Origin of the sequence: Bacillus cereus group sp. BfR-BA-01408 (genome assembly GCF_022663305.1) — a bacterium.
Classification (GTDB): Bacteria; Bacillota; Bacilli; order Bacillales; family Bacillaceae_G; genus Bacillus_A; species Bacillus_A pacificus.
This window is the reverse complement of sequence record NZ_JAKUFF010000010.1, coordinates 65,578-91,365: the sequence shown is the minus strand read 5'-3', so window position 1 is coordinate 91,365 and position 25,788 is coordinate 65,578. Positions and strand designations below refer to the sequence as shown.

Here is a 25,788-nt window from a genome sequence, read left to right as displayed (position 1 = left end):
GTCCTAGAATAATCGTCTTTACACTAGATGGCACTCGTGCCTATGTCACAAATCAAAATAGCAATACTGTTTCTGTTATTGACACCACTACGAATTCCGTTATTAATACAATTAGCGTAGGTTCTGAACCGGTTGGTATAGATATTACACCAGATGGCACTCGTATTTACGTTGTAAATAAAGTAAGTAATAATGTATCAGTAATAAGCGTGGCGACAAATACTGTAATCGATACAATTCCTGTTGCTTTATCCCCGGATCAAGTAACGATCATACCAGACGGCACTCTCGCATACGTTACAAACCAAGGTAGTAATACTGTTTCTGTTATCAATACTGCTACAAATACGGTTATAGATACGGTTCCAGTAGGTGTTGCCCCAACTGGTATAGCAACCGGAACTATTTGTGAATAATATAAAAAAACAGAGGGACAAAATATGTCTCTCTGTTTTTTTATTTTTTGTGCTCCTTAAAAATTTCATATTTATAGCCGCCTTCTCTACGTACTTCGTGTTAATTGTAATATACATGAAGAGGATATTATTCGTCTCATTTCATATTATCTTATGTATACTTCTATACATTTGTTTGTAAAACCCATTGTATTAAAAAAAGTAACCGAGTATCTTTACGAGCTTAAATAGATTCACAAATTATCTATATCACGCTCTAACCTTATTTTCCTAACCTCCTATTCACCACCCTATAAAATTTCACAAAATAAAAAAGCAGCTGTTATGCTACATTATATTCGTTTTATCCCCAAGAAAAATGATAAATATATTCTCCCGTTACACTTTGATTAACCCCAATAATTCTAACAAACCTCATTAAGTCCGCTCCTTGAAGAAAATACATCGCAAGTGTAATTGGCACTTGTGACCACATGAATTGATAAAACTCTTCGACTCTTTGGTTTGTTAAAACAATTAAATCATTTACAGGCCCTTGATTCCATGCAGAAGTTCTAACTGAATTATACGGAAGATCTTTCCCATTAACCACTATTCGCGCCATACTTTGAGTTATGTCCACATCAATTCCCTCCATCATTACAAAAATTGGCCCTGTGTATTTACTCCTTTCTTTATAAATATTCTTAACCTTCATAAATGTCTAAGGCAAACCTCTATTTTTGCTTCTATTCAAATGAATTTATTTCACACAGTAAACAGGCAAATGAAATTTCAGTATTACTCTCCTTCAACTTCCGTATCATTTACCCCCTTATTCAGCTTGACAATCCGGTATACAAAATTACATATCTTGTTATCTCAATATTACTTTATTTACTACAAGTTGATAGAAAAACATTCAAACCAATTGATAAATCAACGTTTGTAATTTAATTCCTTATTTAAAATTCCACCATTTTTTTAAACACTATATTAGAATAATTATATTGGAATTTCTTGTTGTATACACATCTATCTTTTTCATGTATTATATACGAGAAGAGTAAGGTAAGAGTTACTCTTTGCCATTTTAGGAAAGGTCCTGTTGAAAACAACAGGACCTTTTTTCGTATTTGCAAAAGCAATCTTAATTTTCTCATTCCTTACATCCATCGCTTCCCTAAATACATTTTCAACCATTTCAGATTTAATCTCCCAAATATAGGATGCTATACGGACTCTTCTGAGTAAACGGCTACTCGTACTATGTGGGCTTCTCTTTACATACCCAACTTTACAATCCATCCCTACCGATTTATTGTCGTTAATCTTTTTAATTACCATAGATTATTTGACTATTTCTTGAACATGATTTGTATCAACTTTCATTACTAATTCCTTTCTAACATAATTACTCTTCGTGTTAATTCATTAATCGTTTGTTGCAGTCCAGTAACTTGAATTCTTAATTCAATAATTGCAAATTCCAGTTTGTTATTTTGATTATCCATCCTTCATTCTCTTCCAAAATTACTCTAATTCAGTCTTGAAATTCTCTAAAACTCATTGTATTATATTTTTGTATTTTCTCAGTTCCCAAGCCGAGAAAACATCATCACTTCTGAAAAGGACCCGAACTCCAGCGGGTTCTTTTCATTTACTTGAACTCATTTTCAAATCATTGTATTATATTTTCGGGTCTTACTTCATAAATCATTATCGGGAGAATCTGCATGTTTGCAGGTTCTTTTTGCAAAATAAAAAGCGTCCACTACGTGAACACTCCATGTTATTGTGCTTCAGCTGTTTTAATTCAGATTGATATGCAGGTGAAACAAATGGAAAATAAAGAACATGAACAAAAATACGATTTAAGCAAAATATACACATACGAAGAACATCCTGATAAGATCAGCGGTCGCTGTGATAATTGTGGTAATTCCGTATTCAAAAGTTCCATTAAAAATTTCATCTTCTCAAGAGAATGCCGTCATTGTAGCATGAAGAAAATCATCTAGCCCCAGATAGGGCTTTTTTCTTTATAAAATAAAAAGCAGCGAATTCGCTACTTTATAGTAAATGATTTAATCTTGAATTTCCTTTACCTTCCTTCCCAGTTAAGGAGTACATTATATCTTGATGTTTAATCATCCTTTTATAATTCCGTGGTACTTTAAACCCTTTTCTATATTCTTTAATTGTAATTATAGTTTGGCAATCTATATTCAATGCTTTCGATAACAAGTAAGGGTTATATCCACTATCTATCAATGAGATAACCTCATAAAACATAACTTTCCCATCAACCATCCTTAATAAATCTTTTTTTAATTTTTCTCTTTTTCTAGCTCTTTTGTTTTATAGATCACGTACTTCTGCTGCGAACTTCTGTCTCTTTTCCTCTTCTAACCTTTGTTTTGCCTGTTCAATTCGTTGAGTTCGTTTGTTTTGTTTAAATGGACTAATCTATCAATTCTATAAAATCAATCAATTCAACTATTACATATTAATAATCCGTTCATATACTATAGTAGATTGCTAGAAAGGAGGCGTAACCATGGATAGTTGCGTTGTGTTTGTAAATGGACAACCTTTTTTAGTTCTTTCAGTAGCTGGTATCGAAATTGCTAGATTAGAGATTTCGCTTCAAGTAGCATTGGCTCTAAGAGTGCTTGGAATACCAATTTGTGATTAATTACCACATCCAAAAAAAGAGAGCATTAGCTCTCTTTTTTTATTTTCCCTATTATCCCTGAACAAAAAAGAGCGCTTTTCTTCAAAGCACTCTTTCCAAGGAATTTACCAATTTCGACGATCATCATGATCATGATCACGATCACGTTCATGATTACGTCTGCGACGACACTCATCACAATCGCAGTCACGATCACGTCTACAACGATGGTCATCACAATCTCTGTGTCTGCATCTGCTAAACATTAAATCATCCCAAAATCTATCACAATCTCGAAAATTATTATTCCATCCCATAAATATGATTACCTCCTCTATAAATAGAATTCATTATATTCTATGAATAAAAGGGGAAACAGCTTGTTTACTAGCCTATGTTTTGTGTTTTAAACTAATAATATTCCTATTTATTCTTCAAATTGCTAGTCTACCTCTTTATCTTTCCTTAACAACAAACAAGACGCCCACCAGATCACAAGCAACGCCTACGATAATTGATATTGTTTTAACCATTATCATCATTCCTATCTCCTAAATGAAACTAAATCAATGGCTGTTATATTTACTCTTTTTCTTTATTGATTAACTGAGTACTTTCATAGACACCGTTTATCAAAGATTCCCTATGTCTTCACCCCTTGAATATTTTTCAAATAAAAATACATACTATTTTCAAGCCGCCGTATCCACGGCTAATACTTCTTTCTTTTGTTACAGCAGAAGCAGATAGGTTCTTCACTTATCTGCTTTCTGTGTATATTTTTTAAAATATCGAAAATAATACTAACAAGCTGTTTGAACTAGCAGCTTCACTCTTCTCGCAATGGGAATGCAATTTATCACAATTAGCTAACTCATTCGACTCACTGGCAGACAACCAAAATCGTTGTCTGCTTTTTGTATGAGATTTTTTCGTTTTACATATACTACTTTTGAACCTGTAGACCAATACGAGCCATTTTGGTGCTTGGGATTTCCCTTCCTAGAGACTGTCCCAAAAAGTGCTTTTTAGTCAAAATCGAATAAAAAGTGAAAGGCAGAAACGTTGATTTAATAACGTTTCTGCTTTTTCAATTTCATGTGATTTTACTTCCAAAGAGACTTATGAGACAGCTCCTTTTTTTTGTATAGACACGTACATTTAGGTTAAAACTAATTACAAGCAGATTTTCTGTTTATTCGTAGTTTTAACCAAGAATACTTTTCTCCTACTAAAGGACGGCAGGTACGACTGCTAGTCCTCTTTTTCTTATATCGCATACTCTCCCTTCTGGTAGCTTCGAACCACGTTCCCCTCATCATTATAGTAAGCAATTTCCCAATAAGGATGGCAATTATGCTTCTCAATTTCCCCATCGAACAAAACGAATAGATCAGTTTTCCAGTTTCCAACGATCGCGTACCCCACATGCCAGCTACATTTTCTTAAACGCTTGTTCTGCGCTATACATTCGCTTGCTATCAAAAACACCTTCATTCTCGCACGTTACAAACTTCATGAATTCAGCCATCGGCATTATTAGAAACTTTGTTCTGAACTTTCGCCAATACAGGAATCTTGCCTTTCCTTCAGTTTCTGCTACCACATATTCTTCATTCGGCCATTGTTCGAAAATGGTAGTGAGTTTGAATTTGTAAAGGACCACTAGCCTTTCACCTCCCCCTTAATTCGCAATCAACTTACGGAACAGTTTTTCATTTCTTTTGTCTAGTGCGTAATCAATGAGTTGGTATTTTATTGACTTGTCAATTTCATCGTGATCTTCCCCATCAATATACGTTTCAAGTGAACACTCATCATCTTCATTTGAGCTGTATAAAATCGGAAAATCATGGCGATACCGCTAATCAATGATTTGATAGTAATGGAAGGATATTGATTTTGAAGGAAGAACTTTATCTATTAATCGTTCCCTCTCTCATATCACAAAAAAATTTCATAAACCTAAAACATCTATAGGAAATAGATTGCTGGTTTTGCCTGACATTACTTTAATGGCATTAAATGACCATCTGCAAAAAATTTCTGAGGAAAACGAGCAATATGGTTGAAGGCTATAACAACTACGGTTTGGTTTGTCCGCCATATAACGGTAACCTATGTAATTTCAGAAGTTTGACATAGCTCATGAAAAAGCTTATAAAGAAAAGTGAGGTTCCTAATATTCGTTACTAGGATTTAAGGTGTATATCCAAAAATCACAAATGAATGATCAGGACATAGAAGCAGTCGAAGATATTGCAAACAATTTATTTCATCAAAACTATTGTTTGCAATTACGGATTTTGCATAAAAATACTAGCATATCCGATTGACATTGAGAGGAGTCAAAAACATGAAAGAAATCAAATCAGAACAGGAATTCAAAGACATCATCGCAAGCGAGGAGCCAGTAGTTGTTAAGTTCTTTACTACATGGTGTCCAGATTGTGTACGTATGGACAACTTTATCGGAGATGTAATGGAAGAGTTCAATAAGTTTGAATGGTATTCTATTAATAAAGATGAGTTCCCAAGTATCGCTGAAGAGTATCAAGTAATGGGTATTCCAAGTTTACTTGTATATCAAAATGGCGAGAAGCTAGGCCACTTACATAGTGCTAACGCAAAAACTGAAGAGCAAGTTACTGAGTTTTTAGAAGCATACTAAGATGAAAACCCTCTGAAAAATATTTTCTAGAGGGTTTTTATTTTTTCAAAAATCAGCTGTCAGAATTGAACATATTTGAACTCCCTTCTCCTCCCTTAAAAAATCGCGTTCATATCCTAACTTTGCACTTTACAACATATTTTTCCTTCACGAAACTTTGTTATCCCCTTCTTAAAAAGCTAAAAAACGTCAACAATGTTTGTATAGACCCACACGACTTTCGTTTGATACTCTATTTATAGAAAGAAATTCCTTGTAGAAAGGTGAGTGATTAAAATGGATACTCTTTCTCATAAAGAAGCTGATAAAGGTGCGATTGTCAGCATTATGGCCTACATATTTTTATCCTCTATGAAAATCATCATCAGTTATATTACCCTCTCTAGCGCATTACGTGCTGACGGTTTAAATAACTTAACGGATATCGGTGCTTCTTTAGCTATATTAATTGGTCTAAAAATCTCTCGGAAACCTCGTGATCCAGATCATCCTTATGGGCATTCGCGTGCAGAACAAATTGCATCACTTGTTGCTTCTTTTATTATGGCAACGGTCGGATTAGAAGTTGTTATTAGTGCCATTCAATCTTTTTTAAATCCGAAACAAGCTGCACCTAATGTACTTGCTGCATGGGTAGCTTTATTTTCTGCTGTCGTTATGTACTGTGTGTATTTGTATACGAAAAAGATTGCAGCACGAACAAGAAGTAAATCATTAGAAGCAGCTGCAAAGGATAATTTATCAGATGCCCTCGTAAGTATTGGTACAGTAGTAGGTATTGTCGGTTCGCAGTTCCAAATGCCTATTTTAGATCCTATTGCTGCTTTAATTGTCGGTCTTATTATTTGTAAAACTGCATGGGAGATTTTCGTAGAAGCTTCTCATATGTTAACGGATGGAATCGATCCAGATAAGATGGAAGAGTACGCTGATGCGATTGAACATATTGGTGGCGTGGAAAACATCGTAGATATTCGCGCTCGTATGTACGGGAATCAAACGTACGTTGATATTACAATCGAGGTAGATGCTCGTATGGATGTTGGAGAAAGTCACTGTATTACTGACAACATCGAGGCAATGCTTCGGAAAAAATTTGGCATTTATCATGCGCACATTCATGTTGAACCAATGGAAAAAGAACCTATTATGACATAGGTTCTTTTTTAATGAACGTTTTATGAAATATAACACATAAAACGAGCCAGCTACCGCCAGCTGCCCATCCTGCTAATATGTCAGATGGATAGTGAACGCCAAGATATATTCGGCTAACTGAAATAGATAATACAACAAAGCTCGCTATAAAAATAATCAACAATTTTTTATGCAACGTAATACGTTCTTCTGTAATCGTGACGTATGCAATAAATCCTAAAAAAGCAGTAGCATTCATCGTATGACCGCTCGGAAAACTATATCCAGTTGCAGTAACAAGCTGTGTTACATCAGGTCTTGCTCGCTCGTACCATAGTTTAAGCATACTGTTTAAATAACGAGATCCATAATAATTAATTGTTAGAAGTAAAGCACTAAGCAACTTTTTTCTAACGAGAAAATACATTACAAGAATAATGAGTAACGGAAAATATATTCTTTTGGAACCGATAAAAGACACCCAAGTAAAGTAGGCTGTCAAATAATCGTTTCGAAAACTTTGAATAAAATGTGCGACTATATTGTCAAATTTCTCAATACAAGCGGTATGATACGAAAGTGATAATACGACAAAACAAATGAGTAGCGTAAAACTTAACAAGTATAAATGTCGATATCGTTTCACATACATAACCTCACTATGCAAAAAAATGGAGCGGTTGTTTTAGTTTTCCTCTCCATTTCTTTTTTATGCATAGTTTATTAAAAAATATAATTGTTAATTGTTTCTTTCATCGTTGGAATATCTTCATTCGTTACTGTAAAGCGACTCACTTTCTCATCAAGATCAAGTGCTTCTGCAAATAAACCTGCTAATCCGCGAGATTTTCTGTCTACTTCCATAATAATCTCTAGGCGATCGTAAGCACTTGGTAAAATTAATAATTCTAGTTCATCTAATTTTCCATAATACTCTCCGGAAACAGGAACAAACTCAAATTCTTGTGCAAATGGAACTTGCTTACGTAATCGATACGGTAATTCTTCACATTCTATATGACGCGCTTTAAAACCTAATACCAACGCTTGCTAAAAACTTTTGAAACATGGATCCTCCATCCTTTCTAAAGCAAAAGCTACATCTTTTTTTAAATCTTGTACATTCTCATAGTACGGCGTTTTTATTTGTAACATACGCATCAACATTTCACGGTTGTAATTTTCCAAAGTTAATTCGTCATACCATGGCTTTTCATGTTTTTCATTAGATTCATAGCCTGCATATAATAAAAATAATGAGAAATGACCAAGCGCATAAAAATCGCTACGAAAGTGAACTTCTCGCATCAAAGCTTGTTCACCCTCATAAGTTGTAGCTCGTTCATCCCCCTCGCCTTTCAATTTCGCCAATCCAAAATCAATAATACTAATTTCGTTTTCTTTCATTAATATGTTTGGAATGCGTAAATCTCGGTGAATAATACCTTTACTATGAAAAACTGATACAATTTCTAATATTTCATATAAAATTTTAAAAACTTCACGTTCTGTATATACATGCCCATCCGAGAAAATATAATCCTCGAAATTTTTACCAGGCATATATTCCATCACAAAAAAGCTTTTTTTCTCCCATACGAAATGATCATATAAACTAGGAATTGCATGATGGTTTAATGTTTGTAAAATCATTTTCTCATGCTCAAATGATTTTCTACCGGACTCATATCTTTGTTTACTTTGTCTTAATTGTTTTAAGACTTTATATCTATTTATTTGTAAATCATTAACGACATATGTAACCCCATAACTGCCCATTCCAATTACTGATTCAATTTTATAACGTTCTGCGACAATTGTGTTTTTTCGTAGTGGTCTATCTAATAAAGCTAGTATACGACGCCATTTCATTAGCTACTTGAAAAGAAGCTACGGCTTTTACGTTTTCTTTTATAATGATGATGCCCATAACCAGATGAACGTCGTTTATAATCGCTACTTGAATAAGAGCGACCTCTATGGCGATAATCACTACTAGAATACGAACGATATTTTTTCTTTCCTAATAAAGAATCAATAATTTTTTTGAACATCCCTTCACCTCTTGAGTAAAATTTTCTTTTAATTATACCAACTATTGCTGGCTACATTTGTGACAAGTTTGTAAAGAGTAAAAAACGACGAGTTAGGCCCGTCGTTACTTTCACTCATCCTCTTCATCAAAAACTTCATCAATCATACATTTCTCTAATAAGTACTCGAATGTAATATCTGCAAGATCTTCAATTTCTTCTCGTTTTGGGACGTATCCTCTTTCAATTAGTTGCTCATAAAAAAACTCCGCAATCTCTTCCGTATCAATTACGACTTCAATTTCCTTCATGAGCATCACTCCTTTATTTCTGTTTTATGAAAAAATCTCAAAATTATGTATATGAGATTAGAAAAATAGTTTTTCTTTTTTTATAGGTCATATCCTTTGGACGAGATGCATACGATGGTAGTACAAGCTATCAAAAGGGGGAAATAATTATGGAATATCAATACGAGGTAACGCAAGAAGTAGGGCAAACAAAAGAAGAGTTCATGCATGAAGATCAATGGGCAGACTCTCTTATTAAATGGCTTTTTATTTTTTTAATAGTTGTAGGCATACCTTATACTGCATATGTTGTTGTTCAATTCATTCTCTCTTTCTAGTTAACTATTTTTTCTCTGTCAATTTAACTAAATAATTATGAACAACATCCATAACAATTTTGTATTCTTCATCTTTAAATGTATCAAATAACAATTGATAATCGTTATAAATATCAAGTAATCCATCAATGATTTCTTGACGATTTGTCTTAACACTCACTTTTTTTGAGTTGTTAATTGACTTTAATTTTCCTAAATCTAATTTATTCATACCTGCTTTATCTTGTTTCATTTTCTTCAAAATTGCATTTGCCGTTTGAGCATTAGCAAGTAACGTTAAATCTGACTCATCCGCTTCTAACCATTCACCATCCGTAATTCGTGATAGTTCATATATTGTATCTTCCCATGCGTCATTTTTATATCTCCATACTTCTGTACGAAAACCAACAATTCGAAACACATCTTTATCGTATCCTGTTACTTGCACGAGATCACCAAATGTGAAATTATAGTTTAATTCAATCCACTCAGTTTCACCTTTTTTCATATCTTGCTCAGTAACATGCTGCAATGTTTGCTCTACGTAAAATCCATCATGATTATTGACTTCGTATACGTAAACTCCATCTAAAACCTTCATATTTGTGATTTTACCAACGGTTCCATATAGCGTAATCACGACTATGTCCCCTACGTTATATTTAGGTTGCTTTTTCCTTGCCATCTATATCTCTCCTTTTTTTGACGTCGTGATTTTGATAACAGTATATGCAACCTACATAAAAACGCTTATCACAGAAGCGTATATTCATAAATTTTTTCAATAAAAAATATCACTATATGAAAATTTATTTACAACGTAAAAAAAGCTAGCAAATAGACTAGCTTCACGTCAAAAAAGTTCATATAGTTTTTATCTATCTTGTATGTATAACTCCCACGCTTCATCAAATATAGACATACTTGCTAGCATTCCACTTAGCTCTAAGTATGAACTAATTTCATCGTAATCTTCAGATTGCTTCGGAAAACTTAAATCATCGTACATTGCCTCTGCTAAATTCGATATTTCATTACTAAATAAAGCTGCACGATGCTTCATCATATAGTGGTAAAATGTCTTTTTCAAAAATATTCCCTACCTTTCTTACTTGGGTACATTATACAAGGCAAAAAAGAAAAAAACCAGCAGAAAAGCTGGTTAAAAGTCAAAATAATTTCTTTTTAATAGACGGGGTCTTCCCATTAATTCTTCATATGTTAGTTGTTTTGGTAAATCTTTCGTATAAATTAAAAACAATTGATCTTCTATTTCTTTCACTGTTTGATCTGATTGATAGTCCATACCACATGAGGAACAAGAAATGCATGGTGTCTCTTGGATTTCAATGGCTTTCGTACCATCTGGCAATTCCCAATATACAGTATTTAAGCTTTCTTTTGCTTCTGTACTGTCACACCACATACAATTCATACTGCATCACCCTCGGTTTTTTTGTCGTTTTCTTCTAATTTAGCCATTTGTGCTTGATATTTTTTATCTTTCAATTGGTCCCGCTTATCACGTTTATCTTTTAATGTTGCATGCGTTTCATTCTCTTCATAGTCTTTACGACGGTTCATACGCTGTAAGTCGTCTGGAACAAGGTTGAATTTCTTATCACTCATAAGGCCTGCGATACCAACATCTGAACGTTTTTCTTCGTAGTTTGGATAAATTTCTTTAAAGTACCCTTCTGCTCTTCCTGGAATGTAGCTTTCTGGCTCTGGATACGTTGTAATAACACCTTCAAAGTTACGAAGTACAACTTTATCTGCACTTTGCGAGATTAAATAGTTTGGTTGAAGCGCAATTTTACCGCCCCCTCCTGGTGCATCAACAACGAATGTTGGTACTGCATAACCAGACGTATGTCCGCGTAAACCTTCAATAATTTCAAGACCTTTAGAAACTGGTGCACGGAAATGACCAATACCTTCAGATAAGTCACATTGATAAATATAATATGGACGTACACGGATTTTTACTAAGTCATGCATTAGTTTTTTCATAATTGGAACGCTGTCATTAATACCAGCTAAAATTACTGCTTGGTTTCCGACTGGAACACCAGCATTCGCTAACATTTCACATGCCTTTTTCGATTCTTCAGTAATTTCAATAGATGTATTGAAATGTGTATTTAACCATACTGGATGATATTTTTTAATAATGTTACATAAGTTTTCTGTAATACGCTGCGGGAATACTACCGGCGCTCTCGTTCCGATACGAATAATCTCAACGTGCGGAATCTCTCGTAAATTTTTTAATACATATTCTAAAATTTTATCGTTAATAAGAAGACCATCACCACCAGAGATTAATACATCTCGTACTTGTGGTGTTTCACGAATGTAAGCAATTGCATCATCTAATTGTTTCTTCGGCACACCCATTCCAATTTGTCCACTAAAACGACGGCGTGTACAGTAACGACAATACATAGAACATTGATTCGTTACTAAGAATAGTACGCGGTCAGGATAACGATGTGTTAACCCTGGAACTGGTGAATCTTCATCTTCATGAAGCGGATCTTCTAAATCATATTTTGTTTTATATAACTCTTCCGAGATCGGTACAGATTGCATCCGAATCGGACAGCGTGGGTCATCAGGATTCATTAACCAAGCATAGTACGGTGTAATATTTAACGGGATCGTTTTCGTTGAAATTTTAACGCCCTCTTCTTCATCAGGTGTTAAGTTAATCACTTTCTTTAAGTCATCTAACGTTTTGATCGTATTCGTTAATTGCCAAACCCAATCATTCCATTGCTCTTCAGTAACATCTTTCCATAATTCGATATCCTTCCAGTGACGATTTGGTTTGTATACATCATGTAACATTGCTATTCCCCCTTTTTATACGCTCATCCTTTATATAAGCAATAGTTATGCCAACTTTACTTTATTGATAAGTAAATGTACGGATAACCCTATTATATAAGCGAAAAAAATATTTTTAAGCACTGTATGAAATCCATACATACTATCATATTCATTACTTTTTATATATGTAAACGCTCTTTTATTGGTGCAAACACACAAAAACCGCCAATTATTCGGCGGTTTTGTCGTACTTACTCAGTTTATATTGAAGCGTCTGACGAGGGATACCTAACATTTTTGCAGCTTGTAATATATTCCCTTCTGTTTCAATTAACGCTTGATCTATTAATTCTTTTTCCGTTTGATGAAGTGCTTCTCTAAGAGGCAATATGCCCTTCTTCTTTGGAAAACTCTCTTTCCGAAATGTACGCGGTAAACAATTAGCTGTTAATGTATTCCCTTCTGCAATAATGACAGCATGTTCAATCGTATGTTTTAACTCCCGAACATTTCCAGGCCATTGGTAAGCTTGTAGTCTTTCTTTCGCTTCCTTATCCATTTGAAGTACACCTTTTTTATAACTTTTATTATATTCTTTCAAAAAATAAGAGGCTAACAATAATACATCCTCCGTTCTTTCACGGAGCGGCGGAATATATAATGAAAAGACATTTAATCGATAGTATAAATCAGTGCGAATTTTATTCTCTTTTAAACATATTTCTGGTGGCTGATTCATTGCGGTAATAACGCGAACATCTACTTTTCTCGTCTTATTATCACCAATACGACGAATAACACCATCTTCTAATACACGTAGCATTTTCGCTTGTAAATCGAGTGGCATTGAATTCAGTTCATCTAAAAACAATGTCCCTCCATCTACAAGTTCAAATAATCCCGCTCGTTCAATTGCCCCCGTATAACTACCTTTCGTCGTTCCAAACAATAAACTTTCTAATAGAGACTCTGGCAAAGCTGCACAGTTTTGTGCAATAAACGGCTTGTTCTTTCGCTTAGAGGCTTCATGAATCGCTTGTACAAATAACTCTTTCCCTGTTCCTGTTTCCCCATATATTAAAACATTCGCATCGGTTGGGGCTACTTTTTGTGCTAATTCTTTCGTCTGTTTAAACCGAGCATCATTCGTCACGATCGTTTCAAATGCAACATCCTTTTTGACCGCTTTTTTTCTAGATGACCGCTTTATTTTCGACTGCAAATCGACTATTGTATCGGTAAGTTTTTGTACTGTGGAATAATCTTTTGCAATTTCAACAGCTCCAGCAATATTTCCATCTATGAAAATAGGTAACGTCGTATTTACTGTACAAATGTCTTCCCCATTTAAGTTTTGATAATGCTGCACTTGATGAACGATTGGCTTTTTTGTATCTAATACTTTCATCAACGTACTTGTTTCCCTAGATAAAGAAGGAAACGCTTCTAACAAATGTTTACCTAACACTTTTTCAATTTTTGATCCATCGTGTTTTGCAGCTACAGTATTATAGAAAATTGTAATACCATTTTCATCTACTGCGTGTATAGCCTCATCAATACTGCCCAAAATCGCCTCAATGACTTCTTGTGTCGAAACTGCTAGCAATGTCATCCCCCCTCTTGCCGAAAATCCAGCAAATACTATGCCGAATTTCCGGCACACCTATGTGCGATTATAAGCATGACGATTCCGTTCTATTTTTATAACGTACTATTTAGACAAATCTTTTACCCATATATTCATATCTTCTAGCTTATCAAAAATGTAGCAATTGTTCGCCAATCTTCCTGTATACGTATAGCCTAACTGATGAAAGGCTGCATTCATTCCGAAAGAAAGCGATCGAGCAATTGTATAAGAACAGAAAATCGATTTTTCTTGAAGTTCTTCTTCTAACTTAATTAATAAACTTTTCATAAACCCATGTTTACGATATTCGGGTAAGGTCGCACAATTCGTTAATTCTGCATTTCCTTCTTTTATATTCATTTCTGCAGACGCTGTACTAATTATTTTCCCCTCGAATTCATACACATAGTAAATTGTATCGTCTTCTTTCATCGTTTGTTTTACATAACTCGCTTCGTTTAAAGGAGTCGGATACACTTCAAATACTTCTCCAAAGACAGCTGCTAATTCTTCTGCGTCCTCTTCTGTCGCTTTTCTTAATAGGAATTTTTCCGGAACTATTTTTTCCTTTACTTCTTTTGCTTTTACACCGCTTAAAATAGTATCTTCCTCAGCCCAATGAATACTATTTCGTCTTTCATCATTATTAAATTTCACGAAGAAGTATGCATCGTGACCTTGAAAATAATGTGGTATTGTTGCTTCTAATAAAAAACCGAAAGAGAGCCATGTTGAAACATGCTCTCCCTTTCCTTTAACAATACATTTAGTGAAAGAATGTTTCTCTGCTAATTCGTCAATTGTTTGGATGATTCTCTCAATATTTCCTGTGTAGTGGTCTACTCGAATACGTTTATTAAAATAGTCCAAAACGCCTTCTACTGTATGGCCATTCGTCTGTTCTCTAAAAGATTCATAGTATTTCATTTTTTCACCTCACACCAATCTAGTAATGTACATGCAATAATTTTTGCGGCAGCTATCATTTTATCAACTTCTATATATTCGTTTGGATAATGCGCTACTTTCGTTTCTCCTGGGCCAAATACTATCGTTGGTACACCGGCGATTTGTGTAAATAAGCCTCCATCAGTCCCCCACGGAGATGCTTCAATAATCGGTTTATTCCCTTCGATTTCAACGAAGTTATGCTCGAGCGTTGTAATTAACTCATGATTTTCTTCTAGTTCACCTGGAACCCATCTTGCTCCAAACCATTCCACTTCTACAGGATTTTCAACAAACCAATTGTTCACATCATTTAATTCAGCGATCCAATTCTCGAACTCTTCTTTTGCTGCCTCTATAGTCTCATTCGGCGCAATACCGCATCTTCCTTCTAAAATTAACGAATCAGGAACAGAACTTGGCCAGCTACCGCCTTCAATTTTCCCAATATTAATTGGAATTGGGATCGGGATTCCTTTAAATAATGGATCTGTAATTCGGTCATTTCTCTTCTCTTCCAGCTTTCTCAAATGATCTACAACAAACATACTTTTTTCAATTGCACTTACTCCTTCATAACGCGTCCCACCGTGTGCTGCTTTCCCTTTCACATGTAGACGAAACCACATGGATCCTTGTTGTTTCGGGAAAAACTTCATATTTGTTGGCTCCGGAATAATAACACCATCTGCTTTATATCCTCGTAATATAGTTGCTAATGTTCCTGCTCCGCCGCTTTCTTCTTCTATTACACTTTGAAAATAAATATCTCCTTTTAATTCAATACGAGATTCAATAATTGCTTCCATCGCAAGCATTAATGCGACATTGCCGCCCTTCATATCTGTTGTTCCACGACCATATATACGATTTCCTATTTTCTCACCACTATAAGGATGATGATCCCACTGATTCACATCTCCTTCTGGTACGACATCAATATGCCCATTTAATATCATAGATTTCCCGTCGCCGCTTCCTTTAAGGGTTGCCACAATGTTCGGGCTATCTGAAAAACTTGTACGCGGTGATACAAAATAAGGATGATCTTTCATTTTAGAAAATGATGGCTCCCATATATCAAGATCTAAACCTAGCTCACGTAATTTTTCAATTACAATTGCCTGCGCACCACTTTCCTCACCAGATACGCTCTTTTCTTGAATTAATCGTTTTAAAAATTTTACGCTTTCTTCTTCATGACTCTCAATATAATCACAAACTTGTTTTTTTAATTGCTCCATATATTACATCTCCCCTCATTCAATTACTAGTAAATTAGAACCAATTTTAAAATTTGCTTCTGTATGTTGTTTTATATCTTCTACTGTGTATGGGCTCATTAATTCTTGCAAAATAAGTCCATCCTGCGTCACTTCCATTACTGCCATATCCGTAATAATTAAATCTACGCATTTTTTTGAAGTTAATGGTAATGTACACTCCGAAACAATTTTTGCATTTCCATATTTATCGACATGATTCATCACAACAACGACCCGCTTCGCTTTTTGAGCTAAATCCATTGCTCCTCCAATACCTGGAACGCGTTTCCCTGGAACAATCCAGTTTGCTAAATCACCATTCTCACTTACTTGTAATGAACCAAGAATCGTTATATCTAGTAAACCTTTTCGAATCATCCCAAACGCTGTGCAACTATCAAAATAACTTGCTCCTGTAATAAGAGAAGTTGGCAAACCTGCTGCGTTACATAAATTTTCGTCTTCATTTCCTTTACTTGGCGTAGGTCCCATACCTACAATTCCATTTTCTGCATGAAACATAACGTTTATATCGTCAGGCAAATGATTCGGTACAAGCGATGGTATACCAATTCCCAAATTTACAATCATACCATTTTGTATTTCTTTCGCCGCACGTCTAGCAATCTTATCTCTCACTTCTACGCCCATACCCATTTCCAATTCACTCCTTCCGACGGTACGATATAATTTACAAATACTCCTGGGACAACAATTTCTTCTGGATCTAAACTTCCAAGTGGAACAATTTCTTCTGCTTCTACAATCGTTATATCCCCGGCCATAGCTACGTGAGGGTTCATGTTACGAGCGCTCTTATCAAACACAAGGTTACCGAATGGATCCGCCTTTTTCGCGTATACAATCGCAACCTCAGCAGTTAATGCTGTTTCAACTAAATATGTTTTACCATTCATTTCAACAGTACGTTTTCCTTCTTCTACAATCGTATCAACACCTACATCAACTAATACGCCACCAAGTCCTACACCACCAGCGCGAATACGCTCTGCTAATGTTCCTTGAGGAGAAAACTCAATTTGTAACCTTCCTTCGTTTAACTGTCTTCCTGCATTTGGATTTGATCCAATATGAGAAGTAATTAATGATTTTACTCTTTCATTCGTAACGAGACGACCGATTCCTACATCAGGAAATCCTGTATCATTTCCAATTAAATTTAAATTTGTAACTCCTTTTTCTAAAATCGCCTGTATTAAAGATGGAGGGGATCCAATCCCCCCAAATCCCCCAAACATTAATGTCATATCATCGTGGAATAAAGAAATTACTTCCTCTATCTCTTTTAATTTACTGAATGTATTCGTAATAGTTGTCATGCGATACTATGCCCTCCTTTTTGCATCATTTCTTCAACACTTTTTGCAAAAATTGAAAGTAATTCATCTAACTCGGAATATGTAGTTGTCATTGGCGGTGCTACAAGCAGTGCACTATCTTCTTTTCCTGCTTGCCCTGAAACAGCTTGGTATAAAAGAAGACCATTTTTAGCTGCAACCGAAATAAGTTCCGACGCTTTTGTAAACGGTTGCAATTCTACTCCAATTAGCAACCCTTTTCCGCGCACATCAGCAATGATTGTCGATTGTTGCTGAACTTTCTGTAATCCCTTTATTAAATACTCTCCCTTTTCAGCTGTTTTTTCAGGTAGATTATGTTTCTCCATATATTCAATAACAGCTAGAGCTGTTGCTGCAGATAATGGATTTGCACTTAACGTATGCCCACTCATAACAGAACGCGATCCTCGTAAAATTGGCTCCATTACACGGTCACTTACAACCGTCGCTGCCATCGGTGTGTATCCAGCTCCTAAACCTTTACCAAGGGTCATAATATCCGGTTCTACACCCCAATGCTCCATCGCAAACCATGCGCCAGTACGACCAAGCCCAGTCATTACTTCATCAGCAATAAATAAAATATCGTAATGACTACAAATATCTTTAATAACTTTATAATATTCTTTCGGCGGAACGACTGCGCCTCCAGCTGCTCCGATAATCGGTTCAGCGATAAAAGCTGCGATATGTTCTGCACCAATTCTTTCGATTGATCTTTCTAGTTCAGTCGCACAAGCAAGCTGACAAGTTGGATATACTTTTTGCACCGGACATCTAAAACAATATGGAGCTGGAATAGTTGGATAATCTTCTAAAATTGACACGAAACGTTGTCTACGCAGTGGATGCCCAGACATTGATAAGGCGCCCATCGTAATACCGTGATAACTCATCCATCGTGACAAAATTTTATGTTTCCCTTGAATACCTCGCTCTTGAAAATGTTGAATTGCAATTTTCATAGCTGTTTCATTTGCTTCCGTACCACTATTTACAAAAAAGCTCCAGTTCAAATCTCCTACACTTAAATCGCTTAATTTCTTAGCTAATTTTTCAGCTGGTTCACTCGTAAACTGTGATCTATAAACGAAAGCAATCTCCTCTGCTTGCTTTTTGATAACGTCCGCAATCTCCTTTACGCCATGCCCAATACCTGCCGTAATTGCTCCTGACGAGCCATCAAAATATTTATTTCCGTTTTGATCATACAAATACACACCTTTTCCATGTGAAATCATTGGATACGGCTGACCAACAAGTGGTTTAATTAAGTAATCGCGCATAGCGCTCCCCCATTTCTCCAATTTGTATATATATATGAAGAAAATTGACGTTTCTTTCATAAAAAAGAACCCTCTGCGAAAGCAGTGAATTTATCAAAAAACTATTATAAAATATACAAATGAGTGCTAAATATCAATTTAAAAACAGAAAATTCAGAACTTAAATTAAAGACCAACCCTTATCTATACGCTCAAATAACCCTCCCTTATATAAAATTAACGCTTCACTAAATATTTTCCCAACATAATGTCAGCTTCCCTCAAATGCCGACATTGTGTAAACTTCGACGAAACTCCCTTTAAACTCCTTCCTGTTCTCCTACTTTATATTGCATATTTTCAAACAAATCTCGACAATTAATCCTACTAAATGCATAGCAATTATTTTTATAGAACCCAATATTTCACATACATTCTCCTCCATTTATACAATAAAGTGAAACTTTAATCAGCCCTCACCAATCGGACTTTTATGGGCAGCCCGACCCCCACCTAACTTCTTTGTTTTCGCTGAATTTTGAGATGTGGGTCTTACTGCCCATTAAAATCGGATAAAAAAAGAACCGATTAACCACATTAATCAGTTCGGCACGACGCTCTTTTATCAGTTAATACCGTCACTTGCTAACGTAAATAGAAACAATAGTATTACAAAATCACAATTCATCCTACAATATAAAGCACAACACCGTCCATAACTCCATTCACAATTCCTTGCGGGATATCCCCATCCCAAGGTTTCATTCCTTTCCTTAATTTCAAACTACCTTTCCTTTATAATTTATGTAGGACAATTATTACTTTGTATGTGTATTTGCCCATAATTTAAAAAATCCCTAGTTTCCTAAGGGTTTCAGGACATGGTTTCGACATGTCACGTATTATGCTCTCAAATTTTTCATTTCGAAATATACACTTCCTCAGCCAATATGGATGATATATTTTTGTATCCTCTAGAAAATTATAACTCTCGTTCACCTAAACTTAACTTATCCTTAAAAAATACTTATTATTAATTTTCAACCTTTCTCTTTTAAAAAACAATTTTTTTCGCATAACCTCATTCTTGCTAAGCATATAGTTTTAATGATGACAAAGGAGGAATGTTCATGTCTCAATCTGAAATCGAAAAATATGGACAAGAAGCTGCACGTTACGAACAGCTCGCTCGTTACTATCAATTTCATAATCCAAAAAAATATGCAGAACTATATATGAAATATTATGATGCACTTACGAATCTTGTACAGGCATACGAAAAAAGAGATTCACAAGAAGCTGCTTTACCATCGCACATAAGATTTTTTCACTCTGCTTCAAATACACCTGCCGTTGACATTTTAGTAAACGGGCAAAAGGTAATTAAAAATATTTCATTTAAACAATTTAGTCCCTATTTAACATTAGTACAAGGTAAGTACCGAATAGATATTGTTCCTGTCGGAAATGAAACGCCCATCTTTTCAGCTTTAGTACCAATAATGGGAAATCACACTTATACTTTTGCTGCAATAAATAGTGATAATCATCTACAATTACAACCTATGCTTGATAATACTCATTTACCAGCAGGCCAGGCAAAAATACGCTTTGCGCACTTTTCTCCCGATACCCCTGTTGTAAATGTAAGTTTAAAAGGTGGCGATCATTTATTTGAAAATGTACTCTTTAAACAAATAACAGATTTTTTAGAAGTTAGCCCTGGTACAGCCGATATAGAAGTTTCACTCGCAGATCATCAAAGTGTCTTACTAACTATACCGGATTTCAAAGTCGAACCGAACATTATTTATACAATTTCAATTTTAGGTTATTCAACGAAAGATCCTAAATTAGAAGCCGTTATACTTACGAATTAAAACAGTCTACACCATTCATTTGGTGTAGACTGTTTATTTTTGAAATGCAATTTGAAATTCTGTCCAATCATTATCTGAACGACACATGATGGACCCATTATGCTTTTCTACAATTTGTTTACATACAAATAACCCAATACCAGTTCCTAACTTTTTAGTAGTTACAAATGGTTCAAAAATCGTTTCTACATTTTCAGCTGGAATCATTGGCCCGTTATTTTTTATTACAATCCGAATCGATTGATCTTCTTCAAATACATCAATGATAATTTTTCGTTCTTCTTTCATTGATTCAAGAGCGTCAATTGAGTTCATTAATATATTTAAAAATACTTGTCTCACTTCACTCCGATAACCAGTAAGCGGAATTGGATATGGCAAATTCTTTTCAATAGAAACATTTGCATTGACCAAACTTGGATATAAGAACTGTATAATGTCTTGAAACAAATCATTTAGCCAAAACCGTTCAGATTCAGTCCACATTTCTTTTTTCGATACGAGTAAAAATTGCGAAATGCGAAAATTTAATTGGTCTAATTCATGAGAAATAATATCTAAATACGATAAACTAGGATGGTCTGCCTTTAATAATTTGACAAACCCCATAATGGAAGTAAGTGGATTACGAAATTCATGTACAAAACTAGCTGACATTTGCCCTAAAATCGTCAGCCTTTCTTTATGTGTTTCGTTAATATATTGCTGTTTTTCCTCTAAATTTCTTGATATAATTTCCGAGTATTTTAAAACAGTGTAATAAATTAATTTGTCAAAACAAGTATGTATTTGGGCCATAATTGGTTTCAATTCACGTGCACTAACATCTAATTCACACATCGCTTCGAAAAGCTCATTTCTTCCCACATTTGCATTATAAACAAAATCACCTATATTCGCATCTGCTCCTGCACGTTCAATAGCAATTTTCTCGCATAATGGCTGAAGATAATTTATATCTTTTTCTTCCATAGTAAGTTCAATAATAAACTCTAATAAATCCTCTCCATTTTGAACTGCTTCTAGTCTAAATGGATCTTTATCGGAAATTATCATTTTGTTTTTCCAGTTCTCAACGAATTGGTGCCTGTTGTTTTTCAAGTGCGAACAAAATACTTCTTTAATATCCTTATCGATTGGAAAAACCTCCATTCCTCCATTTCCATGCGACGAACACCCTTTATATTTTGAATATTAACACAAAAAACATGATTCGTTAATAGATTATTGTCACATTTTGTTAATATGTGTTGATAAAATTTTTATAACTTTATTAATTGTTTAGATTGTTACATTCCATTTTCCTTCCTTTCATTCAAATTTTTTATATTCGATGCGACTTTTTTTGCATCCTGCTTCATTCTTTCGTACAATAGAAAAGGAAAGGTGTGAAAAATATGGTAAATAAAAATGTGGAAGATTATCTCCAAGAAGGCATTTACGGCCAAAAGCAAAACAAACCAGAAGAACGTAATATGTATTTAACTACATTACGTGAGCGTGTAGAAATCGCTTTAACTATCGGTCAAGTAATGCAAAGTAATGTATATTCTGAAGTAGCTAGTAGCATGCGCTCTTCTCAATCATTACAAATATTCCTAAATGGTGGCATTGCTTACCCACATTTATCAAAATACATTAAATTAGCGAATGAAAAAAATGTTCCTTTTACAATTGTTCAAAATAAAGGTATAGAAACACCAATCGGTTTAGTATTATCTCATAGCACTGCTGTCGACAAAGAACAAATTTATGTAGAAGATGCTATTTTCAAACAAGAAATGAAGTAAAAGGTACACTTGATTAAATGAAATCATTCTAAGAAACGTCAAATAAACAAAAAAACGAGTATGGAATCGTAAACATTTCCTACTCGTTTTTTTGCGATGTTTAAGTTCTAGTTACTTTATTTTTTAATACACACTAATTTCATTTCTGTCATTTCTTCGATTGCATATTTAATTCCTTCACGCCCCGTACCACTTTCTTTCACACCACCGTAAGGCATATGGTCTACTCTGAACGTTGGAATATCATTTATCATGACACCACCAACTTCTAATTCATCAATTGCACGCATTGCTTTAAACAAATTATTTGTAAATACGCCTGCTTGTAGACCGTAACGCGAATGATTTACTTGCTCTATGGCCTCATCAAATTCTTTAAATGTATTTACTGTCATAAGTGGACCGAATACTTCTTGGCACTGTACAGATACATGCTCTGGAACATTCGTTAATACAGTTGGTTTAAAAATCCTTTCATCACGTTTGTTACCACCATACAAAACGCTCGCTCCTTCTTTAACTGCTTCTTGCACCCAGTTATCGATACGCTCGACATCTTTTTTCGAAATTAAAGCTGATACATCCGTTTCCTCAAGCAACGGATCACCAACAACAACTGTTTCCATCGCTTTCTGTAACTTAGATAAAAATTCATCCATTCTCTCTTCATGTACAAAAACACGTTGTACCGAAATACAAACTTGTCCATTATTAACAAATGCTCCCCATTTTACTCGTTCAATTAATTCATCTGTTAATTCAACATCTTCATCAATAATAACAGCAGCATTCGATCCTAGTTCTAACGTAACTCGCTTTAACCCAGCCTTTGCCTTAATTCCAAGTCCAACTTTCGGACTTCCCGTAAAAGTAATGGAAGCAACATCATCATTTGTAACTATTGCTTCTCCTACAGTTGAACCAGGACCAGAAATAATATTTAAAGCCCCTTTTGGCAATCCTGCTTCTTCAAATAGTTCAACTAATGCATAAGATGATAGAGGCGTTTGATCAGCTGGTTTTAACACAACTGTATTTCCAGCGGCAATTGCAGGGCCCACTTTATGTGCCACTAAATTTAATGGAAAATTAAATGGTGTAATAGCTCCTATAACCCCAATCGGTTTTCGTATTGTGTATGCAATGCGCCCATCTGCACCAGGTGCTGCATCAAGTGGCAGTGTCTCACCGTATATACGCTTCGCTTCTTCAGCTGCAAATTTGTATGTCTGAACGGTACGATCTACTTCTCCCCTTGCAGCACGTATTGGTTTTGCAGCCTCTTTTGCAATAATCTCTGCAAATTCTTCTCTTCTTTCATCCATTTTTTGTGCGACTTTCTCTAAAATAGTCGCACGATCATATGCAGATAATCTATTCATTTCTTTCATTGCATTCTTTGCAGCAATAACAGCCTCTTTTACATCTTCTTCCGTTCCTTGCGCGATTTCCGCTAATGTTTCTTCAGAATATGGTGCATATAATGGCTTATACGTATTTACAGACTTCCAATCTCCATTTATATATAAATGCTTTTTCATAATTCTTCCCCTTTCAAATATATGTATACAACAATACTTCACCTAGTGAAAGGTCTGACTTATGTCATTGTAACATAGCCCTTATTCTGCAAAAAACATTATGCTCAAAAAAACTCTGCCATCTAGCAGAGTCTACGAACTAATTTGTTCTTGCAATGAAATTTGTTTTTCATCTTCTAAAATAACAATTGATTCTACAGTTTTTGTAACTTCTAGTCTCTTTATATAGTGTCCATCTAATTCTTTTACGCAAAACTTATAATTTTCGATTTCAATGAAATCCTCTTCAGCAATTTCTATATTCTTCGTTAAAATCCATCCACCTATTGTGTCAACACCATTATCATCAATCGTTAAACCTAATAACGTATTTACTTCACTAACAAGTACTTTTCCCTCTAGTATTGTTTTCGTTTCACTAACTTGTTGGATTTCTGGCTGTTCATCTGTATCAAACTCATCTTGAATATCTCCAACTATTTCTTCTAAAATGTCTTCAACAGTAACAAGTCCAGACGTACCACCATATTCATCTATCAATATAGCAATATGTGTTCTTTCTTTTTGCATTTTTAAAAATAAGTCGTGTATTGGGATGGAGTCGATAACTAAAATAATCGGCCTAATATATTGCTCTACTTTCTTATTACTAACCGCATTATGCTGCACAAAATCTGTGAAAATATCTTTAAAATTCACAAAGCCTATTACGTGATCTTTGTCGCCATCAACAACTGGATATCTCGTATATTTTTCCCGAGACATTTTTTGCAACGCTTCTTCAGCAGGCATTTCTTTACTTATAATATGCATCTCAGTTCGGGGTACCATTATCTCTTTTGCTATACGATCATCAAATTCAAAGATTTTATTTACATATTTATATTCAGACTGATTAATCTCTCCGTTTTTGTAACTTTCTGAAACTAATAACCGTAATTCTTCTTCTGAATGAACTTCATCGTGCCCTTTCGGTGGTTTCAGCCCTAGCAACTTCGTAATTATTCGGGCTGATCCATTTAATAGCCAAATAAAAGGAAACGCCATACGATAAAAGAAAGTTAACGGTTTAGCAACAAATAAACTCACCTGTTCAGCTTTTTGAATCGCAAATGTTTTTGGAGCCAATTCCCCTATTACAACATGTAAAAATGTAATAAACAAAAACACTAAAATTACAGCAAAAATATCTGCTAGTTGAGTAGAAATGTTCAAATTCACAAAAAATGTGTCAAACATTTGCTTTAACGCAGGTTTACCGAACCACCCAATTCCCAGTGCTGTAACTGTTATTCCTAGCTGACAAGCAGATAAATATTCGTCTAAGTTTGTAATGACTGTTTTGACAGATGTTGCGCGATTATTTCCTTCTGCAATTAAATAGTCAATTCTTGAACTTCGCACTTTAACAATTGCAAATTCTGCTGCAACGAAAAATGCCGTTAAGGCAATTAAAACAATCACTATACTTATACTATATATGTCCAAATACTTTTCCTTACTTACATTGTAAGCAAGGAAGCCACCTCCTACTTAATTTTATTCAAGTGAAGTAAGCATTCTAATACTCTAACAAAATTCTACATTAGCAACCACCTTTTTATATATTATATGCATACATAAAAAAGATATTTATCATTATGATAATCTAATTCATTTCCCTCAGTCAAATGATTCTAAATTTTAAGATAAAAACTTTTATATTCACGATATATTCTTCCTAACTTCATTTCGTGAAAAAACACTT

At 34.7% G+C, this 25,788-nt stretch carries 28 protein-coding genes and 3 pseudogenes; 9 read left to right on the top strand and 22 right to left on the bottom strand.

Annotated features, from left to right (window positions below; all coding sequences use genetic code 11):
- On the top strand, positions 1-416 hold a 416-nt coding region (locus MR083_RS07875), incomplete at its 5' end, for a YVTN family beta-propeller repeat protein (protein ID WP_242268868.1).
- A 343-nt stretch (positions 417-759) separates the two neighbouring features.
- Here MR083_RS07875 and MR083_RS07870 read toward each other — a convergent pair.
- Together MR083_RS07870 and MR083_RS07865 are read right to left on the bottom strand one after the other, a co-directional pair.
- Positions 760-1,113 carry a hypothetical protein gene (locus MR083_RS07870; RefSeq protein ID WP_242268866.1) on the bottom strand — a complete coding sequence of 118 codons (354 nt, stop codon included), beginning with the start codon at positions 1,111-1,113 and terminating at the stop codon, positions 760-762.
- A gap of 416 nt (positions 1,114-1,529) precedes the next feature.
- Positions 1,530-1,694, bottom strand: a pseudogene (locus MR083_RS07865) (terminase small subunit); the annotation flags it as partial.
- A gap of 542 nt (positions 1,695-2,236) precedes the next feature.
- Between MR083_RS07865 and MR083_RS07860 the strand changes: the two are divergent.
- Complete coding sequence (locus MR083_RS07860) at positions 2,237-2,416, top strand: DUF8096 family protein (RefSeq protein ID WP_079995151.1); 180 nt, start codon at positions 2,237-2,239, stop codon at positions 2,414-2,416.
- Positions 2,417-2,955: 539 nt separating this feature from the next.
- Entirely contained in the window at positions 2,956-3,093 is a 138-nt protein-coding gene (locus MR083_RS07855; RefSeq protein WP_000376554.1) for a DUF3956 domain-containing protein, read from the top strand.
- Positions 3,094-3,197: 104 nt separating this feature from the next.
- On the opposite strand, the gene MR083_RS07850 is transcribed toward MR083_RS07855, so the two are convergent.
- Together MR083_RS07850 and MR083_RS07845 are read right to left on the bottom strand one after the other, a co-directional pair.
- On the bottom strand, positions 3,198-3,389 hold the full coding sequence (locus MR083_RS07850) for a hypothetical protein (RefSeq protein WP_242268864.1): 192 nt from the start codon (positions 3,387-3,389) through the stop codon (positions 3,198-3,200).
- Between the two features lie 1,118 nt (positions 3,390-4,507).
- On the bottom strand, positions 4,508-4,738 hold the full coding sequence (locus MR083_RS07845; RefSeq protein ID WP_071713386.1) for a hypothetical protein: 231 nt from the start codon (positions 4,736-4,738) through the stop codon (positions 4,508-4,510).
- Between the two features lie 277 nt (positions 4,739-5,015).
- Between MR083_RS07845 and MR083_RS28000 the strand changes: the two are divergent.
- The 3 genes and pseudogenes from MR083_RS28000 to MR083_RS07830 form a co-directional block, all read left to right on the top strand.
- Positions 5,016-5,214, top strand: a pseudogene (locus MR083_RS28000) (site-specific integrase); the annotation flags it as partial.
- A 214-nt stretch (positions 5,215-5,428) separates the two neighbouring features.
- Positions 5,429-5,743 carry a thioredoxin family protein gene (locus tag MR083_RS07835; protein ID WP_000658777.1) on the top strand — a complete coding sequence of 105 codons (315 nt, stop codon included), beginning with the start codon at positions 5,429-5,431 and terminating at the stop codon, positions 5,741-5,743.
- A gap of 276 nt (positions 5,744-6,019) precedes the next feature.
- The gene (locus tag MR083_RS07830) at positions 6,020-6,901 is read left to right on the top strand and encodes a cation diffusion facilitator family transporter (protein WP_000380386.1); all 882 of its coding nucleotides are present in this window, start codon (positions 6,020-6,022) and stop codon (positions 6,899-6,901) included.
- Here the strand turns inward: MR083_RS07830 and MR083_RS07825 are convergent.
- The 5 genes and pseudogenes from MR083_RS07825 to MR083_RS07805 form a co-directional block, all read right to left on the bottom strand.
- Positions 6,891-7,526, bottom strand: coding sequence for a phosphatase PAP2 family protein (locus MR083_RS07825; RefSeq protein ID WP_000833365.1), 636 nt, complete (start codon positions 7,524-7,526; stop codon positions 6,891-6,893). The genes MR083_RS07830 and MR083_RS07825 overlap by 11 nt on opposite strands.
- Before the next feature lie 77 nt (positions 7,527-7,603).
- Positions 7,604-7,918: pseudogene (locus MR083_RS07820) on the bottom strand (sporulation protein); the annotation flags it as partial.
- Positions 7,919-7,930: 12 nt separating this feature from the next.
- Complete coding sequence (locus MR083_RS07815; protein WP_000872048.1) at positions 7,931-8,752, bottom strand: serine/threonine protein kinase; 822 nt, start codon at positions 8,750-8,752, stop codon at positions 7,931-7,933.
- On the bottom strand, positions 8,752-8,934 hold the full coding sequence (locus MR083_RS07810; RefSeq protein WP_000473370.1) for a hypothetical protein: 183 nt from the start codon (positions 8,932-8,934) through the stop codon (positions 8,752-8,754). Before MR083_RS07810 ends, MR083_RS07815 begins: the two co-directional genes overlap by 1 nt.
- A 110-nt stretch (positions 8,935-9,044) precedes the next feature.
- Complete coding sequence (locus tag MR083_RS07805; protein WP_000658451.1) at positions 9,045-9,224, bottom strand: YozD family protein; 180 nt, start codon at positions 9,222-9,224, stop codon at positions 9,045-9,047.
- A gap of 149 nt (positions 9,225-9,373) precedes the next feature.
- On the opposite strand from MR083_RS07805, the gene MR083_RS07800 reads away from it, so the two are divergent.
- Complete coding sequence (locus tag MR083_RS07800; protein ID WP_011040294.1) at positions 9,374-9,541, top strand: DUF3930 family protein; 168 nt, start codon at positions 9,374-9,376, stop codon at positions 9,539-9,541.
- A gap of 4 nt (positions 9,542-9,545) precedes the next feature.
- On the opposite strand, the gene MR083_RS07795 is transcribed toward MR083_RS07800, so the two are convergent.
- The 10 genes from MR083_RS07795 to MR083_RS07750 all read right to left on the bottom strand — a co-directional run bounded on the left by MR083_RS07795 (position 9,546) and on the right by MR083_RS07750 (position 18,851).
- A complete protein-coding gene (locus tag MR083_RS07795) occupies positions 9,546-10,208 on the bottom strand; it encodes a hypothetical protein (RefSeq protein WP_000101501.1) in 663 nt (220 codons plus the stop codon).
- Positions 10,209-10,397: 189 nt separating this feature from the next.
- Positions 10,398-10,613 (bottom strand): YozE family protein, encoded by a 216-nt coding sequence (locus tag MR083_RS07790; protein ID WP_000750723.1) that lies wholly within the window; start codon positions 10,611-10,613, stop codon positions 10,398-10,400.
- Positions 10,614-10,685: 72 nt separating this feature from the next.
- Positions 10,686-10,958, bottom strand: coding sequence for a YokU family protein (locus tag MR083_RS07785; protein WP_000995764.1), 273 nt, complete (start codon positions 10,956-10,958; stop codon positions 10,686-10,688).
- Complete coding sequence (gene kamA, locus MR083_RS07780; RefSeq protein WP_000902137.1) at positions 10,955-12,376, bottom strand: lysine 2,3-aminomutase; 1,422 nt, start codon at positions 12,374-12,376, stop codon at positions 10,955-10,957. The genes MR083_RS07785 and kamA overlap by 4 nt, the downstream gene beginning before the upstream one ends.
- Positions 12,377-12,587: 211 nt before the next feature.
- On the bottom strand, positions 12,588-13,973 hold the full coding sequence (rocR, locus tag MR083_RS07775; protein WP_011040293.1) for an arginine utilization transcriptional regulator RocR: 1,386 nt from the start codon (positions 13,971-13,973) through the stop codon (positions 12,588-12,590).
- 99 nt (positions 13,974-14,072) lie between these two features.
- Positions 14,073-14,918 carry a putative beta-lysine N-acetyltransferase gene (gene ablB / locus MR083_RS07770; RefSeq protein WP_000878610.1) on the bottom strand — a complete coding sequence of 282 codons (846 nt, stop codon included), beginning with the start codon at positions 14,916-14,918 and terminating at the stop codon, positions 14,073-14,075.
- Entirely contained in the window at positions 14,915-16,183 is a 1,269-nt protein-coding gene (locus MR083_RS07765; RefSeq protein WP_000436704.1) for a peptidase, read from the bottom strand. The genes ablB and MR083_RS07765 overlap by 4 nt, the downstream gene beginning before the upstream one ends.
- A gap of 15 nt (positions 16,184-16,198) precedes the next feature.
- Positions 16,199-16,861, bottom strand: a complete 663-nt coding sequence (locus MR083_RS07760) for a CoA transferase subunit B (RefSeq protein WP_000525281.1) — start codon at positions 16,859-16,861, stop codon at positions 16,199-16,201.
- Entirely contained in the window at positions 16,846-17,544 is a 699-nt protein-coding gene (gene atoD / locus MR083_RS07755; protein WP_000208119.1) for an acetate CoA-transferase subunit alpha, read from the bottom strand. The genes MR083_RS07760 and atoD overlap by 16 nt, the downstream gene beginning before the upstream one ends.
- Entirely contained in the window at positions 17,541-18,851 is a 1,311-nt protein-coding gene (locus MR083_RS07750; protein WP_001205894.1) for an aspartate aminotransferase family protein, read from the bottom strand. Before MR083_RS07750 ends, atoD begins: the two co-directional genes overlap by 4 nt.
- 1,109 nt (positions 18,852-19,960) lie before the next feature.
- Here MR083_RS07750 and MR083_RS07745 point away from each other — a divergent pair.
- Entirely contained in the window at positions 19,961-20,710 is a 750-nt protein-coding gene (locus MR083_RS07745; protein ID WP_000083249.1) for a DUF4397 domain-containing protein, read from the top strand.
- Between the two features lie 33 nt (positions 20,711-20,743).
- Here MR083_RS07745 and MR083_RS07740 read toward each other — a convergent pair whose 3' ends face one another.
- Positions 20,744-21,862: a BA2291 family sporulation histidine kinase gene (locus MR083_RS07740; protein ID WP_000451748.1), complete on the bottom strand. Its 1,119-nt coding sequence runs from the start codon at positions 21,860-21,862 to the stop codon at positions 20,744-20,746.
- Positions 21,863-22,107: 245 nt separating this feature from the next.
- Between MR083_RS07740 and MR083_RS07735 the strand changes: the two genes are divergently transcribed.
- Entirely contained in the window at positions 22,108-22,500 is a 393-nt protein-coding gene (locus MR083_RS07735) for a YueI family protein (protein WP_000247570.1), read from the top strand.
- A gap of 116 nt (positions 22,501-22,616) precedes the next feature.
- Here the strand turns inward: MR083_RS07735 and MR083_RS07730 are convergent, their stop codons facing one another.
- Together MR083_RS07730 and MR083_RS07725 are read right to left on the bottom strand one after the other, a co-directional pair.
- Complete coding sequence (locus MR083_RS07730) at positions 22,617-24,041, bottom strand: aldehyde dehydrogenase family protein (RefSeq protein ID WP_000716444.1); 1,425 nt, start codon at positions 24,039-24,041, stop codon at positions 22,617-22,619.
- Positions 24,042-24,173: 132 nt separating this feature from the next.
- Positions 24,174-25,529 (bottom strand): hemolysin family protein, encoded by a 1,356-nt coding sequence (locus MR083_RS07725; protein ID WP_002163665.1) that lies wholly within the window; start codon positions 25,527-25,529, stop codon positions 24,174-24,176.
- Positions 25,530-25,788: the final 259 nt, after the last annotated feature.